24 protein-coding genes, 1 tRNA gene and 1 pseudogene are annotated in these 24,427 nt (G+C 65.9%); 9 read left to right on the forward strand and 17 right to left on the reverse strand.

All coding sequences use genetic code 11. From position 1 onward, the window contains the following. Positions 1-9: 9 nt before the first annotated feature. A complete protein-coding gene (locus AC3WTE_RS13585; protein ID WP_492438164.1) occupies positions 10-1,470 on the reverse strand; it encodes a class I adenylate-forming enzyme family protein in 1,461 nt (486 codons plus the stop codon). A 106-nt stretch (positions 1,471-1,576) separates the two neighbouring features. Between AC3WTE_RS13585 and AC3WTE_RS13590 the strand changes: the two genes are divergently transcribed. Then, entirely contained in the window at positions 1,577-2,854 is a 1,278-nt protein-coding gene (locus AC3WTE_RS13590; RefSeq protein ID WP_492438166.1) for a PucR family transcriptional regulator, read from the forward strand. 227 nt (positions 2,855-3,081) lie between these two features. Then, on the forward strand, positions 3,082-3,801 hold the full coding sequence (locus AC3WTE_RS13595) for a hypothetical protein (RefSeq protein WP_492438168.1): 720 nt from the start codon (positions 3,082-3,084) through the stop codon (positions 3,799-3,801). A gap of 397 nt (positions 3,802-4,198) precedes the next feature. Here AC3WTE_RS13595 and AC3WTE_RS13600 read toward each other — a convergent pair. The 3 genes from AC3WTE_RS13600 to AC3WTE_RS13610 all read right to left on the reverse strand — a co-directional run bounded on the left by AC3WTE_RS13600 (position 4,199) and on the right by AC3WTE_RS13610 (position 5,336). Further along, a tRNA-Ser gene (locus AC3WTE_RS13600) sits at positions 4,199-4,289 on the reverse strand. A 34-nt stretch (positions 4,290-4,323) separates the two neighbouring features. Then, a complete protein-coding gene (locus tag AC3WTE_RS13605; protein ID WP_492438170.1) occupies positions 4,324-4,821 on the reverse strand; it encodes a nucleoside deaminase in 498 nt (165 codons plus the stop codon). Next, the gene (locus tag AC3WTE_RS13610) at positions 4,818-5,336 is read right to left on the reverse strand and encodes a tRNA adenosine deaminase-associated protein (RefSeq protein ID WP_492438172.1); all 519 of its coding nucleotides are present in this window, start codon (positions 5,334-5,336) and stop codon (positions 4,818-4,820) included. The genes AC3WTE_RS13605 and AC3WTE_RS13610 overlap by 4 nt, the downstream gene beginning before the upstream one ends. 79 nt (positions 5,337-5,415) lie before the next feature. Between AC3WTE_RS13610 and AC3WTE_RS13615 the strand changes: the two genes are divergently transcribed. Then, a complete protein-coding gene (locus AC3WTE_RS13615; RefSeq protein WP_492438174.1) occupies positions 5,416-6,375 on the forward strand; it encodes a prephenate dehydrogenase in 960 nt (319 codons plus the stop codon). Here the strand turns inward: AC3WTE_RS13615 and AC3WTE_RS13620 are convergent. From AC3WTE_RS13620 to AC3WTE_RS13640, 5 genes are read right to left on the reverse strand one after another with little or no spacing between them, the layout of a single operon-like run. Further along, complete coding sequence (locus AC3WTE_RS13620) at positions 6,338-6,952, reverse strand: putative glycolipid-binding domain-containing protein (protein ID WP_492438176.1); 615 nt, start codon at positions 6,950-6,952, stop codon at positions 6,338-6,340. The two genes, AC3WTE_RS13615 and AC3WTE_RS13620, sit on opposite strands and share 38 nt — an antisense overlap. Continuing rightward, positions 6,949-7,659 (reverse strand): ABC transporter permease, encoded by a 711-nt coding sequence (locus tag AC3WTE_RS13625; protein WP_492438178.1) that lies wholly within the window; start codon positions 7,657-7,659, stop codon positions 6,949-6,951. The genes AC3WTE_RS13620 and AC3WTE_RS13625 overlap by 4 nt, the downstream gene beginning before the upstream one ends. Beyond that, positions 7,656-8,300, reverse strand: a complete 645-nt coding sequence (locus AC3WTE_RS13630) for an ABC transporter permease (protein WP_492438180.1) — start codon at positions 8,298-8,300, stop codon at positions 7,656-7,658. Before AC3WTE_RS13630 ends, AC3WTE_RS13625 begins: the two co-directional genes overlap by 4 nt. After that, positions 8,285-9,394 carry an ABC transporter ATP-binding protein gene (locus AC3WTE_RS13635; RefSeq protein WP_492438182.1) on the reverse strand — a complete coding sequence of 370 codons (1,110 nt, stop codon included), beginning with the start codon at positions 9,392-9,394 and terminating at the stop codon, positions 8,285-8,287. The genes AC3WTE_RS13630 and AC3WTE_RS13635 overlap by 16 nt, the downstream gene beginning before the upstream one ends. Further along, positions 9,391-10,356 carry an ABC transporter substrate-binding protein gene (locus AC3WTE_RS13640; protein WP_492438184.1) on the reverse strand — a complete coding sequence of 322 codons (966 nt, stop codon included), beginning with the start codon at positions 10,354-10,356 and terminating at the stop codon, positions 9,391-9,393. Before AC3WTE_RS13640 ends, AC3WTE_RS13635 begins: the two co-directional genes overlap by 4 nt. Positions 10,357-10,462: 106 nt before the next feature. Here AC3WTE_RS13640 and AC3WTE_RS13645 point away from each other — a divergent pair, with 106 nt between their 5' ends. Continuing rightward, on the forward strand, positions 10,463-10,864 hold the full coding sequence (locus AC3WTE_RS13645; protein WP_492438186.1) for a lipopolysaccharide assembly protein LapA domain-containing protein: 402 nt from the start codon (positions 10,463-10,465) through the stop codon (positions 10,862-10,864). A 158-nt stretch (positions 10,865-11,022) separates the two neighbouring features. On the opposite strand, the gene AC3WTE_RS13650 is transcribed toward AC3WTE_RS13645, so the two are convergent. Beyond that, positions 11,023-12,045, reverse strand: coding sequence for a phosphotransferase family protein (locus AC3WTE_RS13650; RefSeq protein ID WP_492438188.1), 1,023 nt, complete (start codon positions 12,043-12,045; stop codon positions 11,023-11,025). A 39-nt stretch (positions 12,046-12,084) separates the two neighbouring features. After that, on the reverse strand, positions 12,085-12,693 hold the full coding sequence (locus tag AC3WTE_RS13655; protein ID WP_492438190.1) for a histidine phosphatase family protein: 609 nt from the start codon (positions 12,691-12,693) through the stop codon (positions 12,085-12,087). Positions 12,694-12,710: 17 nt separating this feature from the next. On the opposite strand from AC3WTE_RS13655, the gene AC3WTE_RS13660 reads away from it, so the two are divergent. After that, positions 12,711-13,469 carry an SDR family NAD(P)-dependent oxidoreductase gene (locus AC3WTE_RS13660; RefSeq protein ID WP_492438192.1) on the forward strand — a complete coding sequence of 253 codons (759 nt, stop codon included), beginning with the start codon at positions 12,711-12,713 and terminating at the stop codon, positions 13,467-13,469. Here AC3WTE_RS13660 and AC3WTE_RS13665 read toward each other — a convergent pair. Further along, complete coding sequence (locus AC3WTE_RS13665; protein WP_492438194.1) at positions 13,466-14,125, reverse strand: TetR/AcrR family transcriptional regulator; 660 nt, start codon at positions 14,123-14,125, stop codon at positions 13,466-13,468. The genes AC3WTE_RS13660 and AC3WTE_RS13665 overlap by 4 nt on opposite strands. A 70-nt stretch (positions 14,126-14,195) precedes the next feature. On the opposite strand from AC3WTE_RS13665, the gene AC3WTE_RS13670 reads away from it, so the two are divergent. Further along, entirely contained in the window at positions 14,196-15,641 is a 1,446-nt protein-coding gene (locus tag AC3WTE_RS13670; RefSeq protein ID WP_492438196.1) for a carotenoid oxygenase family protein, read from the forward strand. 19 nt (positions 15,642-15,660) lie between these two features. Here the strand turns inward: AC3WTE_RS13670 and AC3WTE_RS13675 are convergent, their stop codons facing one another. The 3 genes from AC3WTE_RS13675 to AC3WTE_RS13685 form a co-directional block, all read right to left on the reverse strand. Next, on the reverse strand, positions 15,661-17,550 hold the full coding sequence (locus AC3WTE_RS13675; RefSeq protein ID WP_492438198.1) for an alkyl/aryl-sulfatase: 1,890 nt from the start codon (positions 17,548-17,550) through the stop codon (positions 15,661-15,663). A 76-nt stretch (positions 17,551-17,626) separates the two neighbouring features. Continuing rightward, positions 17,627-18,118 (reverse strand): metallophosphoesterase family protein, encoded by a 492-nt coding sequence (locus AC3WTE_RS13680; protein WP_492438286.1) that lies wholly within the window; start codon positions 18,116-18,118, stop codon positions 17,627-17,629. Further along, positions 18,096-19,085 (reverse strand): phosphotriesterase family protein, encoded by a 990-nt coding sequence (locus tag AC3WTE_RS13685; protein ID WP_492438200.1) that lies wholly within the window; start codon positions 19,083-19,085, stop codon positions 18,096-18,098. The genes AC3WTE_RS13680 and AC3WTE_RS13685 overlap by 23 nt, the downstream gene beginning before the upstream one ends. Positions 19,086-19,212: 127 nt before the next feature. Between AC3WTE_RS13685 and AC3WTE_RS13690 the strand changes: the two genes are divergently transcribed. From AC3WTE_RS13690 to AC3WTE_RS13700, 3 genes are all read left to right on the forward strand, one after another. Further along, positions 19,213-19,677: a hypothetical protein gene (locus AC3WTE_RS13690; protein WP_492438202.1), complete on the forward strand. Its 465-nt coding sequence runs from the start codon at positions 19,213-19,215 to the stop codon at positions 19,675-19,677. A 179-nt stretch (positions 19,678-19,856) separates the two neighbouring features. Then, positions 19,857-20,255 carry an MmpS family transport accessory protein gene (locus AC3WTE_RS13695; RefSeq protein ID WP_492438288.1) on the forward strand — a complete coding sequence of 133 codons (399 nt, stop codon included), beginning with the start codon at positions 19,857-19,859 and terminating at the stop codon, positions 20,253-20,255. A 68-nt stretch (positions 20,256-20,323) separates the two neighbouring features. Then, positions 20,324-23,131, forward strand: coding sequence for an MMPL/RND family transporter (locus tag AC3WTE_RS13700; RefSeq protein WP_492438289.1), 2,808 nt, complete (start codon positions 20,324-20,326; stop codon positions 23,129-23,131). A 42-nt stretch (positions 23,132-23,173) separates the two neighbouring features. On the opposite strand, the pseudogene AC3WTE_RS13705 reads toward AC3WTE_RS13700, so the two are convergent. Then, a pseudogene (locus tag AC3WTE_RS13705) lies at positions 23,174-23,860 on the reverse strand (HNH endonuclease); the annotation flags it as partial. Between the two features lie 180 nt (positions 23,861-24,040). After that, positions 24,041-24,424, reverse strand: a complete 384-nt coding sequence (locus AC3WTE_RS13710) for a DUF1330 domain-containing protein (RefSeq protein WP_492438204.1) — start codon at positions 24,422-24,424, stop codon at positions 24,041-24,043. Positions 24,425-24,427: the final 3 nt, after the last annotated feature.

Here is a 24,427-nt window from a genome sequence, read left to right on the forward strand (position 1 = left end):
GGTATCAGGCTAGATTCGCGGTTCGGTGGTGGTGAGGGTTTTGCGCAGGGACGGCTTGTCGATCTTCCCGACGGGATTCTTCGGCAGCGTCTCGAGCACCGTGATGTCCACGGGCAGTTTGTATTTCGACAGTGATGCCTTCAGGTGCATGGCGATGTCGTCGATGTCGATTTCGGCTCCCGGATGTGCGGAGACGAACAGCACCGGTTCTTCGCCGTACAGGCCGCTGGCCCGTCCGACGACGGCGGCCTCGGCGACTCCGGCCACCTGGTGGACGACGGTCTCGATCTCTTTGGGATAGATGTTCTCGCCGCCGCGGATGATCATGTCCTTGGCCCGGTCGACCAGGACCAGGTAGCCGTCCTCGTCGAACCGCCCGACATCGCCGGTATGCAGCCAGCCGTCCTTCAGGGTCTTCTCGGTCTCCTCGGGGCGGTTCAGGTAGCCGCGCATCACGTTGGGCCCCTTGATGACCACTTCGCCGAGCTCGCCCTGCGGAACCTCCGCACCGGCCACGTCGACGATGCGAATTTCCTGCCCGGGCAAAGGAATTCCGACGGTACCGACCTTGCGCGGCCCGCCGAGTGGATTGCCGGTACTGGCGCACGATCCCTCGGACAACCCATAACCCTCGACCAAGGGTATGCCGTAACGCTTTTCGAACCCCTCCAGCAGCTCGACGCTGGCCGGCGCAGCGCCACAGACGGCGAACCGCACGGCCGAGGTGTCGGGCCGTACCTCCGGAGGAAGACCCAGCAGCATGGTGTAAATCGTTGGCACCGCGGAGAAGTAGGTGGCGCGGCTGGCCTCGAGGCGTTCGAAGAAGGTGGCCGGGTTGAATCGGCCGGCGATGGTGGTCCGTCCACCGGCGAGCAGCGGCGACAGCACGCTGACCACGATGCCGTTGACGTGGAACAGCGGCAGGATGAGCAAGCTGTGGTCGGACTCGGACAGTTCGAATCCTGCGATCACCATGGCGCACATGGCATTGACGTTGCCGTGGTCGAGCATGACGCCCTTGGGCCGGCCCGTCGTGCCGCTGGTGTAGATCAGCAGCGCAAGGTCGTCGTCGAGACGATCGGCGGGCTCACACGTCAGCGGCTCGCCACTCATGTCGTCGACGTGCAGTACCGGAATCTCGGAGTCGAGGTCGCGATCCACGACGAGTACGACGGCGCCGGCGTCAGCCACCTGGTAGGCGACCTCGGCAGGTACCAGCGTTGGGCTGATGGGCGTCGCGACAGCCCCCAGGCGCCAGGTGGCGAACAGCGTCACCACGAAGGCCGCGCGGTTGGGCAACATGATGCCGACGACGTCTCCGGCGCGGACTCCGCGCTTGTGCAGTGCCCCGGCGGCGCGCTGGACGGCGTCGAGGAAGGCCGCGTTGTCGAGGTCCGTGTGGTCGTCAGCGATCGCCGGCGCGTGCGGCGCCGCGGCGGCCCGGCGGTCAGGCAGGGAGGCGAGATTCATGTCACAACGATAGAAATCGAGTGGCCTGCGACACCCCGTTCTGCGCAGATCAACTTTGTCGGCGGATTTGTTCGCTCAGCACAAAGATTGGCCCTACAGTCGGCACATGGATCCGGCGGTCAGTGAGGCCAACACCACGATCATGGCCCGTCTCATTGCCCGCCAGGCTGAGGTGGCGCGCTCCGTCGGACACCGCCTGGCCAGCGATATCACCGAACTCCGCGGCGATTCCGAGATCATCGAACTGCTCCGCGCCAGCGTCGCCGGCAACGTCGACACCATATTCCACGCGCTGCGCTACGACATATCTCTGGACAACATCGAAGCGCCGACCGCCGCCCTGGAGTACGCCCGTCGGCTCGCCCAGCGCGGGGTGCCGATGAACGCGCTCACCCGGGCCTATCGGATCGGCCACGCGCTGGTACTCGACGTCGCAAGCGAGGAGATCAATCGGGCCGGCTTCGCGCCGCAGACCAGTCTGGCGATCTTCGAGCGCCTGACGTCGGTGACGTTCCGCTACATCGACTGGATCTCGCAGCAGGTCGTCGCCGTTTATGAGGACGAGCGCGATCGCTGGCTGGCCAACCGCAACAGCACTCAGGCACTCCGGGTGCGGGAAGTGTTGTCCGGCAACGACTCCGACCCCGAGGCCGTGACCGCCGCGATCCGTCATCCGATGCGGCGCCACCATCTGGCCGTCGTGCTGTGGTGGCCCGGAGAAGACAGGCAGTCAGTGGGACGTGCCATCCCCCACGACGACGCGCTGGCCAAGCTCGAACAGTTTCTGCGCGCAGCCGCCGATCATGTTGGCACACAAGGCAGTCCACTTTTTTTGGCCGTCGACCAGCGGACCGGCTGGGGCTGGCTGCCACTGGCCGGCGCCACCGCACCCGGAGCGTCGGCACAGCTGCGGCAGTTCACGGAATCCCACCCCGACGCACCCGCCGTCGCGATCGGCACCCCGCTTCCGAGCGTCGACGGTTTCCGCCGGTCGCACCGGCAGGCCCTTCGCGCGCACAGCGTCGCGGTGACGGCCAACCTGACTGGCGTGACCGCCGCCGATGCCGCGGGCTTCGCCGCAGCCGCGCTGATGGGCGAGAATCAGGACGACGCACGGGAGTTCGTCCACACCGTCCTCGGCCCGTTGGCCGGGCCCAGCGCCAACGACGCCCGTCTGCGCGAGACCTTGCAGGTGTTCCTGCGGCACGGCGGTAGCTACACTGCCGCGGCCGACGAGCTGGTGGTGCATTTCAACACCGTCAAGTATCGCGTCGGGCGGGCTTTGGAACGCCGCGGCCGACCGCTCGGCGACGACAGGCTGGACGTCGAAATGGCCCTGCTACTGTGTCATTGGTACGAGTCCGCAATCCTGCATTCCGAATAGCGGACAGCCTCCCAGCGAATATCGCGCGGCATATCCTTGCCAGGATAATCACAGCATTAGTGACCAAATCGAGACGGTTGGCAAATCACTATGCGTTAACCAGATGGTTCACTGCTGTAACGGATGAGCCGAGGCCGTCGATATCAGGGTAGTGGTCGGAGGAACCGAGTACGACCTAGTAGGGTCCAGCGGCCATACGCGAGAGAACCACGATTGGAGTATCACTAATGCGCAACTCAGGACGTTTGATCGGATTTGCTGCGGCGTCAGCCCTCACGCTGGCCCCACTCGCCGTCGCCGCCCCGGCGTGGGCCGACGACGAGGTTTCCGGTGAAACCGGCGCCGCGGTCGCTACCCCGGTCGGCAGTGGCAACGCCGATGGCGGTGCGGGCTTCGGCGTGCAGAACCCGTTCTTCCAGCCCCTCGACGCCGCCAGCAACGCCGGTGGCGGCGCGGGCGTGAACACCCCGCTCGGTGGCGGCGAGTTCAACACCGCGACCGGCACCGACGCCGGCGTCGGCGGCGCGGGCTTCGACAGCAACACCGGCGCGGCGATCAACACCCCGCTCGGCGGCAGCAGCTTCAACACCGGCGCGGCCACCGACTTCAACGTGCCCAACCCGGCCGACTTCATCCCGACCTTCGGCGGCGGCGCCAACGGTGGCGCGGCGGTGAACACCCCGGTCGGCGGCAGCGGCTTCAATGCGGGCGCCTCCAACGAGTTCGCCCTGCCGGCCCCTGCCGACTTCATCCCGGCCGTCGGTGGCGGCGCCAACGGCGGCGCGGCGGTCAGCACCCCGGTCGGCGGCAGCGGTTTCAACACCGGTGGCTCGAGCCAGATCGGCCCCGACGGCGCGAGCACCAGCACCAACTCCGGCGCCGGCGTCGCGACCCCGGTCGGCGGTTCCAACTTCAACACCGGATCGGCCTTCAACTTCGGCCGCTAATCCTCATCTCAAAGGCCAGGCACCCGATGGGTGCCTGGCCTTTGTGATTTCCGGCGAGCTCCAACGGTGACCTCGGTTCGCGCTCGGCGCCACCGACGGACTCTGCTCGCCGGAGAGAAATTCAGCCAGGGACACCAGAGAAATACCTGGCGTCAATCACGGGGCGCCCGCAGCTGCCGCGATTGAGCCCAGGTACTTTTTGCGGGCTTCAGAGGTCCCTGAGCGCAATAACCACCACCGCATCGCAATCACGATTGCACTCAGGGACTTTTAGTGGCGAGCGTGTGGCCAGATCGCCGAAATCTCCAGATTGCGATCTGTGCGCCTGTGCGCGCACGCAGGCCCGCGATCACCCGCAAAAAAGCCCCTCACCTGGGCTAACAGGTGAGGGGCTCAATGGCGGTGGCGGAGGGATTTGAACCCTCGGTGGGGGGTTACCCCACACACGCTTTCGAGGCGTGCTCCTTAGGCCGCTCGGACACGCCACCGTGTGGCAGCTTACCGGCCGCAGGGTGTCTCGCCCTAATCGAGCCCTGACGTGCGCTGACGAGCGAAGAACTGCTCCATCAGCGCCGCACACTCGGCCTCCAGCACCCCGCCGCGAACCTCCGGTCTGTGCGTCAGCCTGCGGTCCCGGACCACATCCCACAGCGAGCCGACGGCGCCGGTCTTGGGCTCCCACGCCCCGAACACCACCCGGGCCACGCGGGACATCACCAGCGCGCCGGCGCACATGGTGCACGGCTCGACCGTCACGGCCAGCGTCGCACCTTCGAGCCGCCAGCCGTCGCCGTGCACCGCCGCAGCCGCGCGCAGCGCCAGGATTTCCGCGTGCGCGGTCGGGTCACCCAGCGATTCGCGGGCGTTGGCCGCCCGGGCCAGCTCGACCCCGTCCGCCGAGAACACCACAGCGCCGATCGGGACGTCGTCGGCACCGGCGAGTTCGGCGGCTTCCAGCGCCAGCCTGATCAGCCGTTCGTCGGCTGAGCCGACATTCGAGCCACAGCCAGCGCCGCTCACCGCCCCAGCTTGTCCAATACCGCCACGAGTTCGTCGTTGAAGCCCATCTCCTGGGCGATGCGGCTGAGTTGTTCGTCGGCGTATTCGTCATCGGCGAGGATCACACCGAGCACCGCCTCGGGCAGGCCCAGGTCGGACAGCAGCCCGAGGTCACCTTCCTCGAAGGGGTCGTCTTCTTCGAGCTCTTCCAGGCTCAGGTCGGCATCCAGCTTCTCCAGCACGTCCGCCGCGATGTCGTAATCCAGCGCCGCGGTGGCATCCGACAACAGCAGCCGGGCGCCGGAGGGGGCCGGGCGAACAATCACGAAGAATTCGTCGTCGACGTTCAGCAGCCCGAAAACCGCACCGGCGGAGCGAAGTTCACGAAGTTCGGTCTCGGCGGCGGCCAGATCCACCAGCGCGGTCCGCTTCAGCGGGGCGCAGCGCCACGCGCCGTCCTCCCGCACGACCGCGACACCGAAGCCGTCGGGGAGATCGGCAACCTGCTGCTGTGCCTGCGCGCGCTGTACTCCCATGCGGACAACGCTAGTCCGCGCCCTGCCACTTGACCAGCGGTCCCGTATGTACCCGACCCGGGCCATGTGCAAACCTTGGATGGTGACAACTCCGGTGTGTGTGCTCGGTTTGGGGCTCATCGGCGGTTCGCTGATGCGGGCCGGCCAGGCCGCAGGCCGCGAAGTCTTCGGGTACAACCGCTCGATCGAGGCGGTCAAGAGCGCGACGGCCGACGGATTCGACGCGACCGAGGACCTCACCGCCACCCTGAAACGCGCCGCCTTGAGTGAAGCGCTCATCGTCCTGGCGGTGCCGGTGCCCGCGCTGCCGATCATGCTCGAGCACGTCCGCGACACCGCCCCGGATTGCCCGCTCACCGATGTTGTCAGCGTCAAAGGCAATGTGCTGGAACAGGTTCAGCAGTACGGACTACTGGATAACTTCGTGGGCGGCCATCCGATGGCCGGCACCGCGCATTCCGGCTGGGCCGCAGGGACCGCCGAACTGTTCGTCGGTGCGCCGTGGGTGGTGAGCGTCGACGACCACGTCGACCCCCAGGTGTGGGCCCAGGTGATGCACCTGGCGCTGGATTGCCGCGCGGTGATCGTCCCGGCCCGCTCCGACGAACACGACGCCGCGGCCGCCGCCATCTCGCATCTGCCGCACCTGCTGGCCGAGGCCCTGGCCGCGACCGCCGGTGAGGTTCCGCTGGCATTCGCCCTCGCCGCGGGGTCGTTCCGGGACGGCACCCGGGTCGCGGCCAGCGGACCCGACCTCGTCCGGGCCATGTGTGAGGCCAACGCCGTGGAGCTGACGGTCATGCTGGACCGGGCCATTGACCTGCTGAGCCAAGCCCGGTCGTCGCTGGTAGAGGCCCAATCCGTGGCTGAACTGGTCGAGAGTGGCCATGCCGCTCGCGTCCGCTACGACAGCTTCCGCCGGCCCGAGATCATCGCGACGACCATCGGGGCCGACGGCTGGCGCGAGGAGCTGGCTGCCGAGGGACGGGCCGGTGGAGTGATCAGATCCGCTCTGCCAGTCCGGGGTAGTCGAGGATGAAGCCGTCGTCGTCGACGGTGATCGAGGTGTCGGCGACAGGTGAGTCCAGCTTGATCGGCTGGCCGGGGCCGGCACTGGCATAGCTGATGGTCACCGGTTCGACCGTCAGGTCCGGCACCCGGACGTAGACGACCGGCAAGGACACCGCCGCAGCGCGGTGGTGCAGCCCGGTACGCCGGATGGGCAGCGCGTTGAAGAACGGGCTGAAGACCACGTCGACGTCCAGCGCCCCGTTGTAGGCCGCACGGCGGGCCTGGTTCTGGTGATCCTGCACCAGCCACATGTTCTCTTCGTCGCGCGCGATGGACAGCTGCCGCTCGCGCTGCGCGAGGGTGACGGTGAGCGACAGGCGTTTGGTTGCGCCACTCTCGTCGGTCACCAGGTCATAGGACGCGCTGAACGCCGGATGTATGTCGGTGGCTGCGGCCACGATGCGGCCGTAGGCCTTGATTCGGTTGCCGGACAACTGGACCCGGACCGACTCCATGCGCGATACATCCTGCGCGCGCCAGGTCAGAATCGCCGGCCAGGCGGGTTCAGCAGCGTTGGGGCTGGCATCGGACTGGGCTGCACTCACCCGTCTACCGTAGGCGACGGACGCCCGCCTTCGTAGTCACGACTGCAACTGGAGGACGGACCGGGCCGCGATGCCCGCACAGCCAGCGCCAAGGCAGCGTCCAGAGCGAGGGCGAGGACGGCGACCAACAGGGCCCCGACCAGCGCCAGATAGAACTGCCGCACCTTGATGCCGTCGATCAGGAACCGGCCCAGCCCGCCCAGACTGGCGTACGCGGCGACGGTCGCCGTCGCCACCACCTGGAGCGTCGCGGTCCGCAGGCCTCCGACGATCAGCGGCATGGCGACCGGTACCTCGGTGCGCAGCAGCACCTGACGTTCGGTCATGCCCATGGCGCGAGCGGCGTCGACCACCACGGGGTCGACGTTGGCGATCCCGGCGTACGTCCCCGCCAGCAGCGGTGGAATGCCCAGCAGCATCAGCGCGACGGTCGGGGGCAGCAGGCCCAGGCCCCACAGTAGGACGCCGAGCAGCAGGACGCCGAGGGTGGGCAGTGCGCGCAGGGCGTTGACGCCGCCGACCACCAGGGCGGTACCGCGACCGGTGTGCCCGACGTACATGCCCACCGGGATGGCGACGAGTGCGCTGCACAGCACCGCGATGCCGGTGTATTCGAGATGTTCCAGCATTCGCATGCCCAACCCCGCCGGACCGGTCCAGTTCGCTGCGGTGAAGATGTAGGCCAGGGCCTGGTGCAGGAAATTCATGCCGGAGCCTTCGCCCGGAGCCACGGGGTGGCCAGGCGGCCGGCGGCGAGGATCACCATGTCGACCACCACCGCCAGCACGAAGATCGCGATGATGCCGGCGATGATCTGGTCGCTCTTGTCGGCTTGATAGCCCTCGGTGAACCAGGTACCCAACCCGCCGATGCCGATCACAGACCCCACCGACACCATCGAGATGTTCGTCACGGCAACCACGCGCATCCCGGCGGTGAGAACCGGAATCGCCAGCGGCAGTTCGACTCTCAACAGCCGGGTGCGGGGCCGATAGCCCATGGCGGTCGCCGCCTCACGGGTGTCCGCCGGCACGGCGTCGAGCGCCTCGGGCACCGTCCGCAGCAAGAGGGCCACCGTGTAGAGGGTCAGGGCGACCACGACGTTGGCCTCATCGAGAATCCGGGTGGGGATGATCAGCGGCAGCACCACGAACAGCGCCAGTGACGGGATGGTGAACACGATGCTGGCCGTGACGGTGCTGAACCGGCGCAGCCGCGGCCGTTGCCGCACATAGGCACCCAGCGGCACGGCGATCAGCACCCCGATGAGCAGCGGCAGCAGCGCCAACCGCAGGTGAATCTGCGTGAGCACCCACGCGGTCTCGAGGTGGGTCAGCAGGTATCGCATTGGGGGCCTTTACGATTCTTCACCAATGCCATGACGTCGTCCAGGCTCACGCCGCCGGCCACGCGCCCCTGTGCGTCGACCGCCACACCCAGACCGGAGGGCGACGACAGCGCCGAGTCCAGCGCCAGTCGCAGGGTGCCGTCGGGCCGGAACAGAGAGCCACCGGCGATGGTGCTGTCGTACAAGGACTTTCCGATGCGGTGCAGGCCCACGCCATGGGCGTTGATCCACGCGTACGGGCTGCCGTCGGCATTGACCACCAGCGCCCATTGGCCGTCGGTCAGTTCCAACGCGTCGACCGCCGGCTCGGCGACCGTGCGGATGTCGCGCAGCCGGAGTCCGTCGGTGTCGCGGAATTGCAGGCCGCGGTAGCCGCGGTCGGCACCGACGAACCCCGCGACGAATGCGTTGGCCGGGTTGGACAACAGACGTTGTGGCGCGTCGTACTGCTGCAGGCTGCCACCAGGCCCGAACACCGCGACCCGATCGCCGAGTTTGACGGCCTCGTCGATGTCGTGGGTGACGAAGACGATGGTCTTGCGTAGATCGCTCTGCAACCGCAGGATTTCGGCTTGCAGCTCTTCACGGACGACGGGGTCCACCGCGCTGAACGGCTCGTCCATCAACAAGATCGGAGGGTCTGCGGCCAGTGCCCGGGCCACCCCGACCCGCTGCTGCTGCCCGCCCGACAACTGGGCTGGGTAGCGGTCGGCGAGCTTGACGTCGAGCCCGACGCGCTCCAAAACACCTAGCGCCTTTTTCCTTGCGGTGCGGCGGGATTCGCCTTTGAGAACCGGCACCGTCGCGACGTTGTCCACCACCTTCAGGTGCGGCATCAGCCCGGCACTCTGCAGCACGTAGCCGATGCCGAGCCGGAGCTTCACCGGGTCGACGGCCGCCACGTCGGAGCCGTTGACAGTCAAGGTCCCTGACGTCGGGTCGATCATCCGGTTGATCATCCGCATGGAGGTGGTCTTGCCGCAGCCGGACGGCCCGACGAACACCACCAGCGCACCCTCGGCGATCTCGAGGCTCAGCTCGTCGACGGCGACGGCATCGCCGTAGCTCTTGGTGACCTTGTCGAACGTGATCATCGGCCCACCGGCTTGTCGAACCCGTTGTCCTGCACCCATTTCTTCGCAGCTTGATCCGCGTCGACGCCGCTGTTGCCGGACACCGCGGTGTTCATGTCGATCAGGGCCTTCGTGGTGAGCTTCGCGCTCACGGCGTCGAGCACCGTCTTCAGCAGATCGGATTTCTTCTGCGACGCCACCAGCGGCACCACGTTGGCGGCCAGAAAGTTGTGCTTCGGATCGTCGAGTACCACCAGGTTGTTCTGGACAATGGCCGGTGAGGTGCTGAAAATATCTGCCGCGGTGACGGTTCCGTCCACCAGCGCACGGACCGTGGCCGGTCCCCCGCCGTCGCTGATCGCGATGAAGTTGGCCGGCGCGATATCGAGGCCGTACTTGGCCTTCAATCCGGGTAGGCCCTCGGTCCGTTGCAGAAACTCCGATGGCGCACCGAATTTCACCTCGGCCGAATGCCGGGCCAGATCACCGATAGTCTTCAGATTCCATTTCTTGGCGGTCTCCGCCGACACCGCCACGGTGTCGGTGTCGGCGGCCGGGGAGGGCGTCAGGATCGACAGATCCCCCGGAAGCGCTCGGGCGAGCGCCAATTCGACGTCATCGGCGGCGGTGGCCGTGGTCTTCGGGTCGAAGTACTGCAGCAGGTTGCCGGTGTATTCGGGGATCAGGTCGATCGAATGATCCTTCACCGCAGGGACGTAAGTCTCACGGCTGCCGATACCGAACTGCTTGGCGACGGTAAAGCCGTTGGCTGCCAAAGCCTGCGCATAGATCTCGGCGATGATCTTCGACTCGGGGAAGTCGGCGGACCCCACCACGATCGACTTGAGATCACCCGAGATGCTGCCTCCGCCGAGGGGATTGGCACTGCCGCACCCGGCCAGCAGGACAGCGCACAGCAGGGCCAGAGCAGCGAGAAGTCGGCGGGGTACGGCAGCGCCCACCCCGGCTCCCCGAAAGTCCATCCGAACGTCCTTTCGGCGTCGTGCACTGAGGCCGACCCTAGCGTTATTCGAAAATTGGTGCCGCAGTTCCCGGCATCCGGCCCACATAACCGTCAAGATGGACCGTATGAGTAGCGATCCCGCGTCGACCCCCGAGCCGACCGACGCGACACACAAGGCCGCGCCTACCCACGCCGAACCACCGGAGCCCAAGTCGCCCAAGTCGGGCTCGGCGCCCGCCAAGACGTCCAAGGCACCCGAATCGGCGGTGAAGTTCACCCGCACCGCGGCGCTGTGGACGGCACTGGTCCTCGGTTTCTTGATTTTGATCCTGCTGCTGGTGTTCGTCATCCAGAACGACACCCCGGTCGACATCGTCCTGCTCGGCTGGAAACTGCACCAGGTGCAGCTGGGTGTGACGATCCTGCTCGCGGCCATCGCCGGCGGCCTGCTGACCTTCGCCGTCGCCACCACCCGCATCCTGCAACTGCGGCTGGCCGCGAAGAAGAACCTGAAGGCCGGGCTCTAGCTCTCGCCCCTTCTTCCGCGAGCGTGCGCGTCTGCACGCGACACACCGGGTCAGCCGTGCAGTTTGCGCACGCTCGCCGCCGTCGAGCGGCACGGAACTGCACGTGAAATGCCGCGTGTCGCGCCCAGACACGCACACTCGCGGTGGGCGGGGGCGCGCTAAGTGAGGGCCGCGAGTCCGGCGGCGATGAGCGGTGCGACGGCTTCCCCGACCGGGTCGTCGTGACCCGCGTCTGCGGCCGCCATCCGGGCGCGGAAGTCGATGCCGGCGGCGATGATCGCCAGCTTGAAGTACGCCAACGCCAGATAGAACTCCCAATGGTCCAAAGGTTGCCCAGCAGCCACCGAATACTTCTGGGCCAGCTGGTCCATCGGCGGAATCTTGTCCGAGGACCAGGCCGCGTCGGAATGCACCATGGAGAACATCGGGTGCCGGTAGACGCACATCAGTGCGGCGTCCGACAGCGGGTCGCCCAGCGTCGACATCTCCCAGTCCAGCACGGCCCGCACCTTGGTGGCGTCGACGGCGTCGAGCATGGTGTTGTCGATGCGATAGTCGCCGTGCACGATCGCACTGCGACTCTGCGGCGGCAGCTTCTCGGCCAGCAGGCCGTGCAACCGGCGCACGTCGGCGTCGCGCGGATCATCCTGCAGCCGCACCAGATCCCACTGCGAACCCCAGCGCCGCACCTGCCGTTCCAAGTACCCGTTGGCCTTCCCGAAGTCCCCGAGCCCGACGGCCTCGGGGTCCAGGGCATGCAGGTCCGCGAGCACCTTGATCAGCGCGTCCACACACGCATCGATGGCCTGCTGATCCCCCAGTGCGTCGAGCTCCGCCGAGTACCGCACCACGCGACCGGGCACGAATTCGACCATCTGGAACGGCGCACCGAGCACCGAGTCGTCGCCCCGCATCGTCACCGGGTGGGCCACCGGCACCGTCGTACCTTCAAGTGCCGCAACGACTTTGTACTCGCGGGCCATGTCATGCGCCGACGGCGTGAGGCCGTGCAGCGGCGGCCGGCGCAGCACCCACTTGGCGGCGTCGTCGAACACCAGGAACGTCAGATTCGACCGGCCCCCGGCGATCAGTTCGGCCCGCAGCTCACCGGTGCGGGCCACCCCGATCCCGCGCAGGTGCGCGTCAAGGGCGGAGAGATCAAGGCCTTCGAGACTGGTCATTGTTTCTCCCGTCGCTGCGCTCGCCCCGGCAAAATGTGTCTACCACCGCTGGTTTCGCGGCAGCAGATCCCATACGTGTTCGACGCTGTTGACGCCGGCAACGGCGAGCCGGCCGCTGCGCGAGGCCAGCAGCCGAGTGATCCCGGTGTAGTCGACCTGGAACGACAGGATGCGCTCGGTCGGCACGATGTCGTGCAGCAGGCCGTTGATCACGCCGCCATGACTGAAGATCGCGACGGTGTCGTCGGCCTCGGCCTCGCTCGCGATGTCCATGACGGCCTCGGTGATGCGCGCCAGGAACTCCTCTTCGTCGACACTGCTGGGGAGATGACCGGTCATCAGCCGGGCCATCTCCTCCGGATGCTCGGCGGCGATCTGCTCGATCGGGATGTACTGCGCCATGTCCCGGTCGTACTCGGCCAGCCGATCGTCGACCTCGATGGCCAGCCCGAGCGCGTCGGCCACCGGTTGACCGGTCTGGATGGCGCGCTTCTGCGGGCTGCTGATCAGCCTGGCGATCGGGTACCGCTTGAGGGCATCGGGCAGCCGCATCGCCTGCGCGATGCCTTCCTCCGACAGATCGGGGTCGGCGCCCTCGCCGGGCGCGCTGCGCAGCGGCAGGGCGTGGCGGATCAGAAGCAGTTGCACCGTGTCACCATAAAGCCATGGGGTATGCCGACGAACTCTTCGACCTCACCGGCCGGGTGGTTCTGATCACCGGGGGCAGCCGCGGGCTCGGTCGGGAGATGGCCTTCGCCGCGGCCCGCTGCGGCGCCGACGTCGTCATCGCCAGCCGGAATCTGGAGTCGTGTCAGTCCACTGCCGACGAGATCGTCGCGGCGACCGGACGAGCCGCACTGGCACACCAGGTGCACGTCGGACGCTGGGATGAGCTGGACGGTCTGGTCGATGCCGCGTACGAGCGCTTCGGCAAGGTCGACGTACTCGTGAACAACGCGGGGATGTCCCCGCTGTACGAGTCGCTGGGCTCGGTCCCCGAGAAGCTTTTCGACGCGGTGGTGAACCTGAACTTCAAGGGGCCGTTCCGATTGTCGGCATTGGTCGGCGAAAGAATGGTGGCCGACGGTGGCGGGTCGATCATCAACATCAGCTCGTCGGGATCGCTGCGCCCGGACGCGTACATGCTGCCCTACGCCGCGGCCAAGGCCGGATTGAACACTCTCACAGAGGGTTTCGCGAAGGCGTTCGGACCGACGGTGCGGGTCAACACCCTGATGGCCGGCCCGTTCCTCACCGACGTCAGCAAGGCCTGGGGCGAGGATACGGCGAACGCCTTCCACTCCCTGCCCCTGCAGCGAGCGGGTCAGCCCAGCGAGATCGTGGGCGCCGCACTATTTTTGATGTCTGGCGCGTCCAGCTTCACGACGGGGTCCATCCTGCGCGCCGACGGCGGGTTCGCCTAGCTCGCCCCCGCGGATGCGAGTGCGGCCGCAGCGGCGAACGACTGGTTCACCCGCTCGCGGTCGTCGCCCATCCCCACCAGTAGGTCCATGACGAGCGGTGCGAGGATGCCCACGAGACCATGCCCCTCATGGCCGAAAAACCCTGCCATTTCCAGCATTACGGTCCCGTGGATCACGCTCCAGATACGGCCCGCGATCGCCGCGTCATCGCCGTCCCGGATACGTCCCGCGTCGATCATGCGGCGTACTCCGTTGCGCAGAGCCTGGAACGACTCATCGGACGGGCCGGCATGTCCGGTGACGGTGAGGTCCTTTCGCTGCGTCAACAGCGCGGCCGGCGCGGTGGTGCCGAACATCAGCTGGTAACGCTGCGGCTTGTCCATGGCGAAGCGGTGATAGGCGCTACCCATCGACAAGAAGTCCGCTACGGGATCATCGGTGTGCGGTACTTCGGTCAGTGCCTGCATGAACCGCTCGAACGACTCGCCCGCCACGGCGTCGACAACACCGGTCATCGACCCGAAGTGGGTGTACACCACCATCGTCGACGTGCCGACCTCGGCGGCGAGCTTGCGCACAGTCAGCGCTTGGAGACCGTCGCGCTCGAGGATCACGATGCCGGCTTCGATCAACTGCCGACGAATTTCTTCGCTCACCCTTGCACACCTCTCATAACAGTGTTATACCAGTAACCGCGGCCAATAACACTGTTATGGAGGCTCTGGGATGACCAACCGCTACCTGGAAGGCGCCTTCGCGCCACTGCACGACGAATACACCCTGACCGACCTGACCGTCACCGGCACGATCCCGGACTATCTGGACGGTCGCTATCTACGCAATGGACCGAACCCCATCGGCGAGGTCGACCCCGAGCTGTACCACTGGTTCCTGGGTGACGGCATGGTCCACGGCATCCGCATCCGCGACGGTAAAGCCGAGTGGTACCGCAATCGCTGGGTGCGCGGGCCGTCCACCGCCGCCGCGCTCGGCGAAGGTACTCAAGCCGGGCACGGCAGTCCTTTCGGCATCGGTGCCAACACCAATGTGCTGGAACACGCCGGCAAGACCCTGGCGCTGGTCGAAGGCGGTGGGGCGAACTATGAACTGACCGAGGAACTGGACACCGCCGGCGTTTGCGATTTCAACGGGACCCTCAGCGGCGGTTACACCGCTCACCCGAAACGTGACCCGGAAACCGGTGAACTGCACGCGGTTTCGTACAGCTTCACCCGCGGCAACACCGTGCAGTACTCGGTGATCGGCACCGACGGCCGCGCGAAACGCACCGTCGACATCGAAGTGCACGGCAGCCCGATGATGCACGACTTCTCCCTCACCGAGCGGCACGTCATCTTCTACGACCTGCCGGTGAGCTTCGATGCGGGCATCATCACCGAGATGGCGGTGCCGAAGCTACTGCGGTTGCCGGCGCGACTGCTGTTGTCGTCCTTGATCGGTCGGGTCAAGATTCCCGATCCGGTCACCGCGCGACAGTCGAGCTTTTCATCGAAGGACCGGCGGATGCCCTACTCGTGGAATCCGAAGTACCCGGCGCGAATTGGCGTGATGCCCCGCAACGGTGGCAACTCCGACGTCCGCTGGTTCAACGTCGAGCCGTGTTATGTGTTCCACCCGATGAACGCCTACGACTCCCCCGATGACAACACGATCGTCCTGGATGTCGTCCGGCACCCGAAGATGTTCGACACCGACCAGCTGGGACCGAACGAGGGACCGCCCACCCTCGAACGCTGGACCGTCGACCTGGGTGACGGCAAGGTCCGCGAAGAACGCTTCGACGACCGTGGCCAGGAGTTCCCCCGAGTCGACGAACGCCTGACCGGCAAGCGGCACCGCTACGGCTACGCGCCCGCCGTAGGCGAAGGTGCCAGCGGCAGCGACACGTTGCTCAAGCACGACCTGATCGGCGGCAGTACCGCCACACGGAACTTCGGTCGCGGGAAGATGTTGGGCGAGTTCGTCTTCCATCCGTCGTCGCCGACCGCGGCCGAAGACGACGGCGTGCTGATGGGCTACGTCTACGACCAGGCGACCGACCGCAGCGAGCTGGCGATCATCGACGCCCAGACATTGGACGATGTCGCGAGCATCAAGATCCCACACCGGGTGCCGGCCGGGTTCCACGGCAACTGGGTACCCAGCGTGTGAGGTTCGCCGGCCGGCCCGGCTACGGCGTGATGATGTTGAACGCCGGGTCGGGCCGGTCGACCACGCTCAGCAGCGTCGGGAGCGCCGTGGCGTCGCCCGTCACCTCAACCCCCGGGGAACTCGCATCTCCGGCGGCAAAAGCCAAGAGCCGCAACTTGTTCGCCAGGGTGACGGTGGCTTGCGCGGTATCCGGGTCGGCGGCAACCTCGCGGTGTACCAGGACTCCGTTGCGCAGGCTCAGCCGGTAGTTGGTGGCAATGTCCTGGAATGTCACGTCGATGACGAGGTTCAGGTCCCATGCACGCGGGCCGTTGATGTTGATGGCGAAGGTATCGAACATCTGCTCCGGGGTCAGCTGCATCATGATGGTCGGCGACGCGGCCTGGGTCGGTGTGCCGAACGTGCCGACTCTCAGCTCGGTGGCGCCGGACAGGAAGAAGTTGCGCCACACCGCGTTCTCGGCGCCGTAGGCCAGCTGTTCGAGCGTGTCCGCATACAGTTCGCGGGCCGTCGCGTGATTCTCGTCGGTGAAGATGGCGTGGTCCAACAAGGTGACGGCCCAACGGAAATCACCCTCGTCGGCGGCGGCGCGAGCCAGCTCCACAACCCGGTCGATGCCACCCATCGCAGCGACATAACGCGGTGCCGCCGCGGCGGGTGGGTGCTGCCACAACCGGCCCGGGTTGCCGTCGAACCAGCCCATGTACCGCTGGTAGACGGCCTTGACGTTGTGGCTGACCGAGCCGTAGTAGCCATGGGTGTGCCACGCCTTCTCCAATGCCGGTGGCATCTGGAAGGTTTCGGCGATCTCGATACCGGTGTAGCCCTGGTTGAGCTGACGCAGCGTCTGGTCGTGCAGATAGGCGTACAGATCCCTTTGCACGGACAGGTATTCGACGATGTTGTCCTGTCCCCAGGTGGGCCAGTGGTGCGACGCGAAGACAACATCGGTGCGCCCGGCGAACGTGTCGATGGCCTCGGTGAGGTAACCGGCCCAGCCGTGCGGATCGCGAACCAGTGCGCCGCGGAGAGTCAGCAGGTTGTGCAGGTTGTGAGTGGCGTTCTCGGCCATGCACAGCGCGCGGAATTGCGGGAAATAGAAGTGCATCTCGGCCGGCGCTTCGGTGCCCGGCGCCATCTGGAACTCGATCTCTACGCCGTCGACGGTGTGGGTCTCACCGGTCGCCGTGATGTCGAGGGTGGGCACGATGAGCGCGACTTCGCCCGTCGACCCGACCTGCCCCAGGCCGCAGCCCACCTGCCCTTGCGGGCCGCGGTCCAGGGCGGCGCCGTACATGTAGCCCGCCCGGCGGGCCATTGCAGTTCCGGCGTAGACGTTTTCCTGCACGGCATGCTCGGTGAAGCCCTCCGGCGCGATGACCGCAACCTTTCCGGCGTCAACCTCCGCCTGGGACGTCACCCCAAGCACCCCGCCGAAATGGTCGACGTGGCTGTGCGTGTAGATCACGGCCCGGACCTCGCGCTCACCACGGTGCGCGCGGTACAGCGCGAGCGCCGCGGCGGCGGTCTCCGTGGAGATCAGCGGGTCGATGACGATGACGCCGGTGTCGCCCTCGATGAAGCTGATGTTCGACAGATCCAGGCCCCGGACCTGGTAGATGCCCGGCACCACCTCGTACAGGCCCTGCTTGGCGCACAACTGCGACTGCCGCCACAGGCTGGGGTGCACGCTGTCCGGGGCCTGAGCCGCTCCTGGCCCAGATAGGAACGAGTAGGAATCGTTGTCCCACACCACTCTTCCGTCAGCGGCCGTGACAACGCAGGGCTCCAGCGCACCGATGAATCCGCGGTCGGCGTCATCGAAGTCCCGGGTGTCCGCGAACGGCAGTGACGCGGCGTGTGCACGGTTGGCGGTGGCAATGGCCTCGGTGGGCGGCTTCTGCTCCATGCCCCCCATTCTCGCCGAAGCGGTATTCCAGCAGGCCGCTTCTCACACTTTCGCCGCGGGAATACCGTTTCAGCGGCTACAACTCGTGCAGCACCACGTCCGTGAGCACTCCCCCGGCCACGGCCGCCGTCATGTAGGTGCAGTGCGGTTGTCGCCGACGGTCGGTGGGCGAGCCGGGGTTGAGCAGCCGCAGTCCGGTGGCCGCGGTGCTGTCCCATGGAATGTGACTGTGCCCGAACACCAGAACGTCGGTGTCGGGATATAGCCGGGCCGCGCGTGCGTCGCGGCCGGCTGATGCGCCGGTCTCATGCGTGACAGTGAACCGGACGCCGCCGAGCGTGACGTCAGCCCGTTCGGGCAGCCGGGCGCGCAGTTCGACGCCATCGTTGTTACCCCAGCACGCGACGAGTCGGGTGGCCCGCTGCTCGAGTTCGTCGAGCAGCGTCACGTCAACCCAGTCACCGGCGTGCAGCACGACGTCCGCCCGGGCCACCTCATCCCAGACTCGCGCCGGCATGTCCCGCGCCCGCTTGGGCACGTGGGTGTCAGAGATCAGCAGTAGGCGCAGCACTGAAATACCGGCGCGGGTTGTCCACCAGCATGGTGGTGATCTGGTCGTCGGTGACGCCGCGTTGGCGCAGCGCGGGCAGGACGTCGTCGCTGATGTGCGTCAGCTTCCAATTCGGCACCGCCGCAACTTTCCCGTCGTGCGAGAACCAGTCGATGAAGCACGACGTGTCGTGCGCCAGCACGACCTTCTCGGCATAGCCGTGCTTGGCCAGCGCCGCGACCGTGTCGACTCGCTGTTCGAACGGCAGCAGGATGTCGAGCCCGAACCGGTCCATGCCGAGATACGACCCGGCATCGGCCAGCATGCACAGATAGTCGAGATCCGTGCTGTCCCCGGAGTGTCCGATGACCACCTTGGTCAGGTCGACGCCTTCCTCCGCGAAAACCCGCTGAGCGACGAGGCCGGACCGGCTGCGCGCGTCGGTGTGCACGGTGATCGGCGCGCCGGTCTCCACGTGCGCCTGACCGACCGCGCGCATCACCCGCTCGACGCCGGGCGTCAGACCGTGGCGCTCGATGGCGCATTTCAGGAACGCGGCCTTGACTCCCGTGCCACCGATGCCCTCGCGAATATCTCTGACGAACAGCTCCACCATGGGCTCGGGCGTGTCGAAGAGCAGCCCGGGACCGGTATGCAGGAATTGAAACGGCACGTCGTTGTAGGTGTAGATGCCGGTCGCCACGACGATGTTGATGTCGACCTGCTCGTTGATCCGCTGGATGCGCGGCAGGTAACGGCCCAGGCCGATCACCGTGGGGTCGACGATGGTGTCGATACCCCGCGATTTACATTGGCGCAGTTGGTCGATCGCGTCGGCGACGCGGGTCTCCTCATCCCACGTCGACGGATAGTCCGGGAAGTTCTGCCGGATTTCCTCGCCCAGGATGAACACGTGCTCATGCATGAGGGTGGCCCCGAGTTGGTCGACAGGCAGCGGGCCTCTGACCGTCTGCACGTGCGTCATCTCCGCCAGTCTGTGCCATCGATGCCTCGGCATCAAGGGCTCATATCAATCGAGTTGACACCGACTGCGCATTACCAGTTAGCTGAGGTAGCGTCCCGCACATCAAGAACTGCGAAGGAGTGCCCGAATGAATTGGAACTTTCTCGGCACCGACTGGCACTTGTTCGGCAAGCTGGCCGACGTCGCCCTGTTGACTTTGCTATTCGGCGCAACGGTGATGTTCTTCTATATCCAGCGCCTGCGAAAACAACCGCAACTGCCGATGGCAGAGAACGTTCGAGCCAAGCAGACGGTGCTCGGCAAGGTACGCAAGCGCGAGCCGATGACGGCCGAGGAGCTGGAGTACGCCACCCAGGTGATCGACAGCCAGCGGACGTTGATGACCTTTGCGATTCCCCTCACGATCTTCTCGCTGGGCTGTTTCTACGTACTCGGCAGCCTGGAACAGCTGCACGGAGCCACGCCATCGGAGCGCACTTTCCTCGGCGTCATCGCGATGATCTCGTCCATCAATGTCACCACCCAGATCTTCCGCGTGATCAAACTGAAAAGGCGTCTCCCCCAGGTAACCCTGGTGGATTCTGGGAATTAGCTGGACGCTCCTACCACGCCTTTTCGCGCTGTGGAATATCTCAAATTCCCCCGTTGTCGATTCACTGATAGCGTTTACGCCGACTCATCTCAACCTAATTGATATATGACGTCCCACTGTCGAAAGGTGGTCGAGTGAGCCAGCGCTCTACCGGTAGACGGTTCCTTGCCCGCGCCTGGATGCCCACGATCGCCCTGATCGCGATCGGCGTCGGGGTGCTGTGCATGGTGAAAGTGCACGAGTTCTCCGAACCAGGACCGGTGCTGGCCGTCAACCCACCGCAGGCGCCACCGGAGTTCACGCCCAAGACCCTCACCTATGAAGTGTTCGGCAACCTCGGCTCCGGCGGCCTGCTGTCGTACATCGACATCAGCGGACACCCGCACAAGGTGGATCTGACCGAACTGCCGTGGTCGCACACCGAGACCACCACCCTCACCGTCGTTTCCGGCAGCATCTCCGTTCAGGTACACGGCGGCACCGTCGGCTGCCGGATGAAGGTGAACGACGTTGTGCGCGACGAACAATCCGACGATCACGGCAACGCCGACGTCGCGTGCCGGGTGAAGTCCGCGTGACCGATACCGACACCGCCCCGATCGCCCATCCCGCACACAGCGCGGTGAAGCGCCCCTTCGTCCCCAGAATGGTTCGCCTGCTGGCGATCCCGATCATCGTGTTTTGGGCCCTGCTCGCCGTGGTCACGAACACGTTCGTGCCGAAGATCGAAGACGTCGCCGAGGAACTCGCCGGTCCGATGGTGCCAACCTACGCGCCGTCCCAGGTGGCGATGCTGACCATCGGCAAGGAATTCCACGAGTCCACCTCGACCAGCCTGACCATGCTGGTGCTGGAGGCCGACCGGGGCCTCACCGAACAGGATCGCGAGTTCTACGCCGGGCTGGTCGGCACGCTCAAAGCGGACAGCACGCACGTGCAGTACGTCATGGACACCTGGGGCAAACCGATCACCGCAGCCGGCGCGCAGAGTCTCGACGGCAAGTCCGCCTACGTTCTGCTCCGGCTGGCCGGCGACATCGGCCAGATGGAGGCCAACAACTCGGTCAATGCCGTCAGACAGATCGTCAAGAACTCCAATCCACCTGCCGGGCTGAAGGTTTACGTCAGCGGCGCAGCACCCTTGGCGGCCGACACCGTCCTCATCGCCAACTCCAGCCTGAACAACATCACCATCGCGACGATGTTCCTGATCATCTTCATGCTGCTGCTGGTCTACCGCTCGGTCGTCACGATGCTGGTGCCATTCTTCGGGGTGATCCTGCTGATGTTGTCGGTCAAGGGCGTGATCTCGGCGTTCGGCCACTACGGCGTGATCCCGTTGTCTTCGTTCGCGACGAACATGGTCATCTCGCTGACGCTCGGCGCCGGTACCGACTACGGCATCTTTCTCATCGGCCGATATCACGAAGCACGGCTGGCCGGCGAGAGCCGGGAGGACGCGTATTACACGGCGTACAAGGGTGTTTCGCACGTCATCGTCGGCTCCGGCCTGACCATCGCCGGCGCCTGCGCCTGCCTGACCTTTGCCCGGCTGAATTACTTCCACACCATGGGCCCCGCCGTGGCGGTCAGCATGTTGATCACCATCGCCGGCGCTCTCACCATCGGGCCCGCACTACTCAGCGTCGGTAGCCTCTTCGGGCTGTTCGACCCGAAGCAGGCAGTCAGGGCAAAGCTGTACCGGCGCATCGGCACCGCCGTGGTGCGCTGGCCCAAGCCGATCCTGGTGGCCAGCGTCGCGGTCGTCTCGGTGGGCGCGGTGTTCGTGCCCACGTACCAGGTCAGCTACGACGACCGCACATACCAGCCACCAGATGCCCCGGCCAACCAGGGATTTCAGGCCGCCGACCGGCACTTCCCGAAGAGCAAGCTGTTCAGCGAGATGCTGATGGTCCAGGCCGACCATGACATGCGCAACTCGGCCGACTTCATCTCGCTGGACCGCGTGGCCAAGGCGCTCATCCGGCTGCCCGGCGTGGCAATGGTGCAGAGCATCACCCGCCCCATGGGACGGGCCCTCGAACATGCCTCCATCCCTTACCTTTTCACCACCCAGGGCAGCGGCAACGGCCAGCAGCTGCCGTTCACCCAGCACAACAACGAGAACACCGCCCAGCAGGCCAAGATCACCGCGCACAGCATCGAGGTACTGAAGAAGACGGCGGACCTGACCCAGAAGCTCGCCGACGAGCTGCATTCCACGGTGCTCACCATGGAGGACATGCAGCAGGTCACCAACGACATGCGCGACGCGGTCGCCAATCTGGACGACTTCATGCGCCCGATCCGCGCGTACTTCTATTGGGAACCGCACTGTTTCGACATTCCGGTGTGCTGGTCGTTCCGCTCGCTGTTCGACGTGATCGACAAGGTGGACAACCTCGCGGCCGACATCGGGAATGCCGTCGGCTCGTTGGAGGTGGTCGACAGTTTGATGCCGCAGATGGTGTCACTGCTGCGGCAGACGGTGGCCGACAATCAGGCGCTGCTGGCTTTGATCGTCAACAACTACGGCCCCACCGACATTCAGAACAAGAACACCGACCAGACCTTCGACGACATGATCAACGTCGGCAACGACTTCGACGCGTCGCGCAGTGACGACTTCTTCTACATACCGCGCGAGGCCTTCGACAACGACGACATCAAAACCGGTATGGCACTGATGATGTCGCCTGACGGCCATGCGGCGCGCTTCATCGTCACCCATGAGGGCAATGCGATGGGACCTGAGGGCATCGAGCACGTCGAGCAATTCCCCGACGCCATCAAGATCGCATTGAAGGAGACGTCGCTGGCCGGGTCGAAAATCTATATCGGCGGCTCGGGGTCCAACAACAAGGACATCCAGCTGTACGCCAAGAACGACCTGATGATCGCGGCCATCGCGGCCTTCGTGCTGATCTTCCTGATCATGATGATCATCACCCGATCTCTGGTGGCCGCCTTGGTCATTCCCGGCACCGTGGCGTTCTCCTACGCGGGCGCGTTCGGGTTGTCGGTACTCATCTGGCAACACCTGATCGGGCTACACCTGCACTGGCTGATCCTGCCGCTGACGTTCATCGTGCTGGTGGCCGTCGGCTCGGACTACAACCTTCTCTTGGTGGCCCGCCTCAAGGAGGAAATCCACGCCGGCCTCAACACCGGTTTGATCCGCGCACTGGGCAGCACCGGTGGTGTGGTGACATCAGCCGGGCTGGTGTTCGCGTTCACCATGCTGGCCATGCTCTCCAGCGATCTGCGCACCATCGGCCAGATGGGCTCGACCGTCTGCATCGGCCTGCTGCTGGACACCCTGGTCGTCCGGTCGTTCATCGTGCCGTGTCTGGTGCGGCTACTGGGTCCGTGGTTCTGGTGGCCGACGTTCGTCCGGCAGCGGCCGCTGCAGCCGTACAAGCCGGGCGTGATGAAAACGGCCAACACTGTTTAGTTGTCAAGGTGCACAGCAGGTTTCAGATAGCGCGTGGGGCGGCTATGCGGCCACGTCCAGTCGCATGGTGCGGCGGTTGTAGGCCGGGATCGGGTTCCGGTGGGGGTCCACCGCTGCGGGTGGGATGAGCCAGGGGTGTTTGTCCAGGCCCATGACCACGTCCCAGCCGTCGTGATGGACATTGGCATGACAGCCCGGGCACAGCAGGCAGCCGTTCCCCAAACTGGTGTCGCCGTGGTGGGTCCAGTGCACGATGTGGTGCGCATGGGTGCGACCGGGCGGCGCCCCGCATTTGATGCAGCATTGATCGCGCAGATACAAGGCTTTGCGTAGATGCGCCGGGAACAACCGTTTGTCGCGCCCCATATCCAGTGGTACCTGCTCGCCGTCCACGATCACCGTGGTCACGGTGGTATCGCAGCAGATCCTGTCCAGCGTCGCCGCGCTGATTGATCCCATGAACTCCAGCTGGGCCAGGTCCGGGGTGTCAGCGGGCACTGTCAGCAGCAACTGGGTGCGCGGCGCCGAGGCGACATCCCCACCGCGGGCGGCGATATCCAACACCGTCTCCAGGGCATCAGCCCGGCGCCGCCCCGCCGACCGAACATCGGGGCTGCCGTCGGGTTCGGGCCGCGGCGCCGACCACTGCTCCATCGCAGCCACCCATTTGGCACCGACTTCGGCATCCAGATCCGCCCGCACCTGCAACCGCCCATCGCTGATGATCTGCCGTCACGGCACGATCTTGCAGGACGCTGCATGCAATAGTCCATACCATCTGATTCGCTCGCCCACCGGGGTGCAATCTGACCCGGCCAGGCTGGCGATTTTGGTGCCGCCCGAGCCAGGTGCTGTCAGTCAGCGACGGTCACAGTGGGCGCGCCCCCATCGCAGGTGCGAGCGGCTTGGTCAATCGGCCAGCGCCCACATCGACGTGGCGATCAGGTCTCCGCGGTCGAGCGCAGCGGCCCGGTGCTCGTGAACCTTGGCGTACTCATCGGTGGTGACCATGTCGATGAACGCAGCGGGCGTGGGGTATTCGACGATCAGAATCGCGTCCCACCACGGCGAGTCACCCTCCCCGATGATGACCGCCGGTGCGGTGCCGCCGTACACGATGCGGGCCCCGACGCGTTCGAGGTGCGGAGCCACATCCTGCCCATACTGCAGGTAGCGCTCGATCCCACCCGGCTTCTTGAACTGCAGCAGGTTCACCATCACCAGCGGTGCGTCGGCTGCCCGCGCGGCCAGCGCGGCGAACTGTTCTGCCGTGGTGTCTACCGAAGTGCTCATTGT

It is taken from the genome of Mycobacterium sp. FW102-FHT13B02 (genome assembly GCF_058790275.1).